Genomic DNA, 6,189 nt, shown 5'->3' with positions numbered 1-6,189 from the left:
CTGGGGTTGAACATGACCATGAAGACGAGGTCCATCACCATGACGATGATGACCATGATCACGCTGGGGTTGAACATGACCACGAAGACGAGATCCATCACCATGACGAGCACACTGAAGTTACCCAGAGTTTATCTGACGAGCCGCCCAAGCAGGTCTCCGCGGTATTGCTAGGTCTTAAAAATCGGGTGGCTGTGTTGCAAATCCAGCATCAGGTAAATCAATATAAAGAGGCGCCTATCATGGCAATTTTGCCAGGGGTAGCGTTAGCGCAACTATGGCAACTCATGGGCAATGTAGAGAAGCTATTGCTGGCGATTTCTGTACTCATTTTGGTGTCTTCATTAGTGGGCCTCATTACATTACTGTTGGTTACACTTAGAGAACGCCAAAAAGAAATTGCGGTGTTGCGCGCCATTGGCGCCGGCCCATTCACAGTGTTATTACTGATCCAAACAGAAGCCCTGCTCATTAGTTTATTGGCATGCTTACTGTCTGTGGGCTTGGTATCTGCCATCATTGCAATGACCGCAGATTGGATGAGCAGTGAGTACGGGCTGTTTCTAAGCCCTGATATATTCACCACCAGCACACTAGGCGTGATCCTACTTGTACTCGTGGCGACTTGGGTGGCTAGCCTAGTACCTGCTATCAAAGCTTATCGCCAGGCTTTACACAGTGGTCTATCGGGTTAACCGACAGACCACTTCATTTTTTAAACCGAATTGCCATCGGTAGAAAACCGTGTAATAACCGAGTGCACTTCAGCTACGGTGTCCCGTAAACGCTGACTGGCAATTAACGACGCTTCCGACGCATTTTGTGTATTTTTGGCTCCGTCAGCAATCTCAACGATTTGCTGATTGATGTGTTCAGCCACTGAACTTTGCTGTTCCACGGCCGTTGCCATTTCCAGTGTTTGACCGGCAATGACACTTACCGCCGCATTAATATCGGCTAAAGTGGTACGGGTATCTTCCACCACTTTGGCCCCTTTTTCTGCCGACGCCATGCCATCGCCAGATACACGAACAGCACGTTCGGTACGTTCAGCGAGCACTTGAATAATATGATGAATTCGATCGGTAGAATCTCGGGTTTTTGATGCCAGTGAGCGTACTTCATCTGCCACTACAGCAAATCCCCGGCCCTGCTCACCCGCGCGGGCAGCTTCAATTGCAGCGTTTAAAGCTAATAGGTTTGTTTGATCAGCAATGGTAGAAATAAGGCTCGCCGCCTCGCCAATATCATTGGTCGATTGGGCAAGTTCTTCGACAGTCTGAGAAATTGACGTCACCGCATCTTTTAATTCATTGATCGCATTTAACGCTTCTTCTGCTTTCGCATTTCCGGCATCCACGTCAGAGGAGGCTCGACGGGCACTATCGGCGTTACTTTCAACCCGTTCAGCGACGCCCTGAATGGTCTGTGACATCTGATTGACCGCTGAAGCGATAGACTGGGTTGCTTCGTTTTGTTGCATCACTGATGTACTGGTTATTTCAGATTGCTCGTGGGTAGAGTCAGCAATGCTGTTTAATCCTTTCGCCCCCTCTCGAATACGTTCTAATGCCGTTCTATTTCGCGCCAGTTCACCAACAAGAACTAACTTAGCCCGCGCACGGTGACTGCCATGCTTAAAATAGGTTTGTGCCACTAATTCGTTAGAGTAACTCCCTGGCGATAACGCGATAAGATCTAACCACTCTCGCTTGCCCATTATGGCTATCCACAATGCACAGATAAAAAAGCCAACAGCACTTATGCCACCGGCTAAGGCGCCGCTTAACAGGGTAATCATGGCGACAAAGGGAATCCCCACCGCTATAAAGGGCAAATACTGATAGAAGAAGTTGCCAACAACCTCACTTTTAGGCACCGCCGCCGCCCCGTTTCGCAAACGTTTATAGCAATGCTCTGCGCGATCGATTTCTTCTGGCGTCGCAGGAATACGTACCGATTCATAACCGACAATTTGGCCACTCTCAAATACCGGTGTAACAAAAGCAGACACCCAATAATGATCACCATTTTGACGGCGGTTTTTCACTAACCCCATCCAAATTCTGCCGGATCGCAATGTGTCCCACATCTCTTTGAACACCATTGATGGCATATCGGGGTGTCGAATAACATTATGATTTTTACCAATCAATTCTTCTTTGGGAAAGCCACTCGCTTGCGTAAATGCATCATTACAATGCACGATAACACCCCGGGTATCCGTGGAAGAGATTAATCTGGATTCGGGCGACAAGGGATACAAAACCTGGCTAACAGGTTGATTATTGCGCATTCTAATTCTCACTATAACGATGTTTAACAACGTAGGACGACGAATTTCACTTTTGGCAACACATAACCGGTAGAATTTTTATACTTATGGATAATGGCATGGCAGCATGTCATTAAATTATAATGGAATTTTGTTATTTTTCTTGATAAATAATCAAAAAAATTATCGCTATAATTGATATTTATCTAAGAAAAGGGATTGCAGGGACGACCTAGACAACCGTCCCTCACAAGAAAATGCCCGCTCAAGTAAAGGAAATTTGCTGCCAGCCTTAACGAATTAAGCAACCTGCGCTGAAATTTTATCTAACGTAGACATCACTTCCGCACTGGCACTTTCCATACGCTGCAACAATTCATCAGCCTCGCTATCATTGCCATCCAGCGCTGCTTGCAGAGCCTGCACGCCAAAACGATGTACATCGCTATGGGGTCTATCTAGTTGACTAAATGCTGCACTTTTCCCCACAGCACTGTGTGCTTGCTCTTGATACCATTGACCAAGACGACAAGATAAATGATCCGCAAAGTCGTTAGGCTGCTTGCGACTTTGGCCACAAATAACCGCGTACACCTCACTTTTCCACACCACATGATCTAACTTTACGGTTTGCACGAATGTCTGCATAGACGCATCGGTGATGGTATCTTTCATGCTGGTGCTATATTCCACCATCTTTTCATAGTTACCATGTAAGCCACTAACGCCTTCGGAAAGGTGTTCGTTATTTTCCTGAAGCTCACCCACAACACCCACTGCCGCTCGGGTAGATTGAATAATGCCCTGCACCAACTCGGCAACTTCATTTGCCGATTTGTTAGTTTCGTTTGCCAAAGCCCTGACTTCATCGGCCACTACACTAAAGCCACGTCCGGCATCGCCGGCTCGAGCAGCTTCGATGGCTGCATTTAGCGCCAACAAATTAGTTTGGTCGGAAATACTGGTAATGGTTGAAACAAACTTATTAATATTGTCGGCGGTATCTGAAAGCCCCGAGATACGTTGGCTCATTTGGGTCATCTTGCTATTCAGCATCTCCATCTCACTAAGAATGGTCTGCAAGGATTCTGAGCTTTCGTTAAACACTTCACTAATATTGATAATATGTTCTTTTTCTGCATTTATTTTTAAAAACGAACTCAATACCGTTTCTTGAATACCACCGATTTGCTGCAACGAATCAAGCATGCACTTTTTTAACCCACTATGGTGAGTTTCAGATGTGGCCATCATTTTATCGGTATTAATTTGAGCGTCTGTTAACTGGGCTTCTAGTTCAGCGACCCGTGCTTTTAATGATGCGTTCTCTGATGCTAGGGCGTCATTTTCGTAAACTTTTGCATCAAGGGTTGATCTTAATACCAGCATGCATTGTCCTTTAAATCAGCACCAATAGACTGTTAAGTGTAGAAGGCTTCCATAGTCTCGACCACCTTTACCCCAAGTCGTCCTCATCTATAGCGCTTCGGCTTTTTGTTAGGTTTATATCGGCACAATCAAGATGATACTTAATTTTTTCTGTCAGCTAAGCCGCCATCATCTCCCTGTTTATAGCGCCATTTCCCTTAATGTAACCGCTATCTGCCATTGGACTTCCTGTGGATAAGTCTGTGAATGAAGTGTATACGACCCTGTGGATGACCCCATTTAATCCCCGCTATTTCGCAGTTATCCTCCTTTTGCTTGATGCATCACCGTGTCACTGCCGGCCTTCGGTTTACTCCTACGCTAAGAAGAACTCCTGCCATACAACGGGAATAAAAGAACGGATATTCATAATAGTCACATTTGTCATTTATAAAATAATATCTTTGATCGTTGACGCAAGGAAAAATATGTGGATCGGCGCAAATAGAGTAAAAACGCGGGCTTCAGGGTAGCTAACGAAGATCAATGTTGACACAAATATGCCCCTATGGCGCCCTATCGAGCCGGCATAGACCAACCAATTAGGCTGATCCCCCCCTGCTCAATTAGCCAGTCTCAGGGTATAAAACGGCAAAGCCGGCCCTCGTATTTGTTTTTTTTCAAAAAAGAGATCGCAAAAAAGTATAAGAATTAATGAGAAAGCGGTGAAGTGTTGATTGTCTTTTACAACAAAAGTGCTGCCTGTGGAAATCTTCGTGGGCTTTGATAATAGCCAACCCCCCTTACTATTGGCACAAAAAAAGGCCCGATGGGCCTTTTTATTAATTTGGAAGAAACTTACTCTTCTGTTTCGTAACGCTTGGCGCTAGCAATAATTTCTTCTTTTGCCGCTGCGGCATCTGCCCAACCGTCAATCTCAACCCATTTGCCTGGTTCAAGATCTTTATAGTGAGAGAAGAAGTGCTCAATTTGCTGCTTCAATAACTCTGGCACATCGTCAATATCTTTCACATCACGATAAATGGTAGATAATTTATCAACCGGCACGGCCAATACCTTAGCATCAGTTCCTGACTCATCGGTCATTTTTAGTACGCCAACTGGGCGGCACTTAATCACTGATCCACTTAAAATAGGAAATGGCGTCATGACCAACACGTCAACGGGATCCCCGTCTTCTGACAGTGTATTGTTAACGTAGCCATAGTTTACCGGGTAATGCATACACGTCGCCATAAAGCGGTCGACAAACATTGCCCCCGTTTCTTTATCAACTTCGTATTTCACCGGATTAGCCTGGGCTGGAATTTCGATGATTACATTCACCACTTCTGGCATATCTTTACCAGCAGGAACGGAGTTAAGGCTCATGAAATAGTCCTTTGGTTACTTAATTAAAATGGAATTTAGCCGGGAAAAAAAACGTTGTGCATTTTCTTTCCCGGACAAATCGGGCATAAGTATACGGTGAGTACGGCAAAATAAAAACTGCTTAAGACACATGTCTTAGGTGCTGTTCATTATTTTGCCGATGAATAGTCTTATTCTGCCGCGTCGAAATACGACAAACAAGTTTCCACTTCTTCTTTCGAGCCCAGTAGTACCGGTACCCGTTGGTGAATTTCAGTAGGCATTACTTCCATAATACGTCCTTCGCCCGTTTCACCAAGCCCCCCCGCCTGTTCCATCAAAAAGGCCATGGGGTTGGCCTCGTAAAGCAGACGCAATTTACCGGGTTTAGATGGATCACGACTGTCATAGGGGTACATAAATATACCGCCTCGGCAAAGTACGCGATGAATATCACCTACCATGGCCGCCACCCAGCGCATGTTGAAGTTCTTACCACGAGGGCCATCACTGCCCGCCAGCAGATCATCCACATAGGCTTTCATGGGCGCTTCCCAATGACGTTGGTTCGACGCGTTAATCGCAAATTCAGTGGTTTGCTCTGGTACTTGAATATTCGGATGGGTAAGCAAAAAGCCGCCATGGGTTTTATCCAAGGTATAAATGTGGGTGCCTCGGCCAGTGGTCATCGCTAGCATGGTAGACGGACCGTACAAAACATAACCTGCGGCAACCATTTGCGTACCGGGCTGCAAGAAAGCCGAAGGATCATCAGGCTCCATCCACTGAGGGGCATGGGAAATAGAAAAGATAGTACCAATAAGACTGTTTATTTCGGTATTTGACGAGCCATCTAGGGGATCAAAGCTCACCAAATAATTCCCTTCTGGATTACAGGGCACCACGGTATCTTCTTCTTCAGAAGAAATGGCTTTTACATAGCCCGATTCCGCTAGGGTATCTTTTAATATCTGATTTGAAATCACATCCAGCTTTTTTTGTGTTTCCCCTTGAACATTCTCACTTAGCGTAGACCCTAACACTCCAGCTAGTGCCCCTTGGCTAACACGGAACGAAATTTCCTTACATCCCGCCAGCAAAGTACGTATTAAAAGTATAAGCTCGAGGGGAGCCCCGTCTTTTTGAAGTTGCGAATTTAATCGTTTCATTGTGAG

Annotated in this window: 5 protein-coding genes; 1 reads left to right on the top strand and 4 read right to left on the bottom strand. The window is 45.5% G+C overall.

Going from position 1 to position 6,189, the window contains the following annotated elements; translation table 11 throughout:
• Nucleotides 1-695 (top strand): ABC transporter permease (locus tag KO501_RS17800; RefSeq protein ID WP_216031036.1); only part of this gene is annotated, 695 nt, incomplete at its 5' end.
• A 20-nt stretch (nt 696-715) separates the two neighbouring features.
• Here the strand turns inward: KO501_RS17800 and KO501_RS17795 are convergent.
• The 4 genes from KO501_RS17795 to KO501_RS17780 form a co-directional block, all read right to left on the bottom strand.
• On the bottom strand, nt 716-2,296 hold the full coding sequence (locus KO501_RS17795) for a PAS domain-containing methyl-accepting chemotaxis protein (protein WP_216031035.1): 1,581 nt from the start codon (nt 2,294-2,296) through the stop codon (nt 716-718).
• Between the two features lie 279 nt (nt 2,297-2,575).
• Nucleotides 2,576-3,664 carry a methyl-accepting chemotaxis protein gene (locus tag KO501_RS18515; RefSeq protein WP_216031034.1) on the bottom strand — a complete coding sequence of 363 codons (1,089 nt, stop codon included), beginning with the start codon at nt 3,662-3,664 and terminating at the stop codon, nt 2,576-2,578.
• 837 nt (nt 3,665-4,501) lie between these two features.
• Nucleotides 4,502-5,035, bottom strand: coding sequence for an inorganic diphosphatase (gene ppa, locus KO501_RS17785; RefSeq protein WP_216031033.1), 534 nt, complete (start codon nt 5,033-5,035; stop codon nt 4,502-4,504).
• A 170-nt stretch (nt 5,036-5,205) separates the two neighbouring features.
• A complete protein-coding gene (locus KO501_RS17780) occupies nt 5,206-6,183 on the bottom strand; it encodes a class 1 fructose-bisphosphatase (RefSeq protein WP_216031032.1) in 978 nt (325 codons plus the stop codon).
• Nucleotides 6,184-6,189 lie beyond the last annotated feature (6 nt).

The sequence above is a fragment of the Alteromonas sp. C1M14 genome, assembly GCF_018860965.1.
GTDB lineage: Bacteria > Pseudomonadota > Gammaproteobacteria > Enterobacterales > Alteromonadaceae > Alteromonas.
This window is presented reverse-complemented; position numbering and strand designations above follow the sequence as displayed.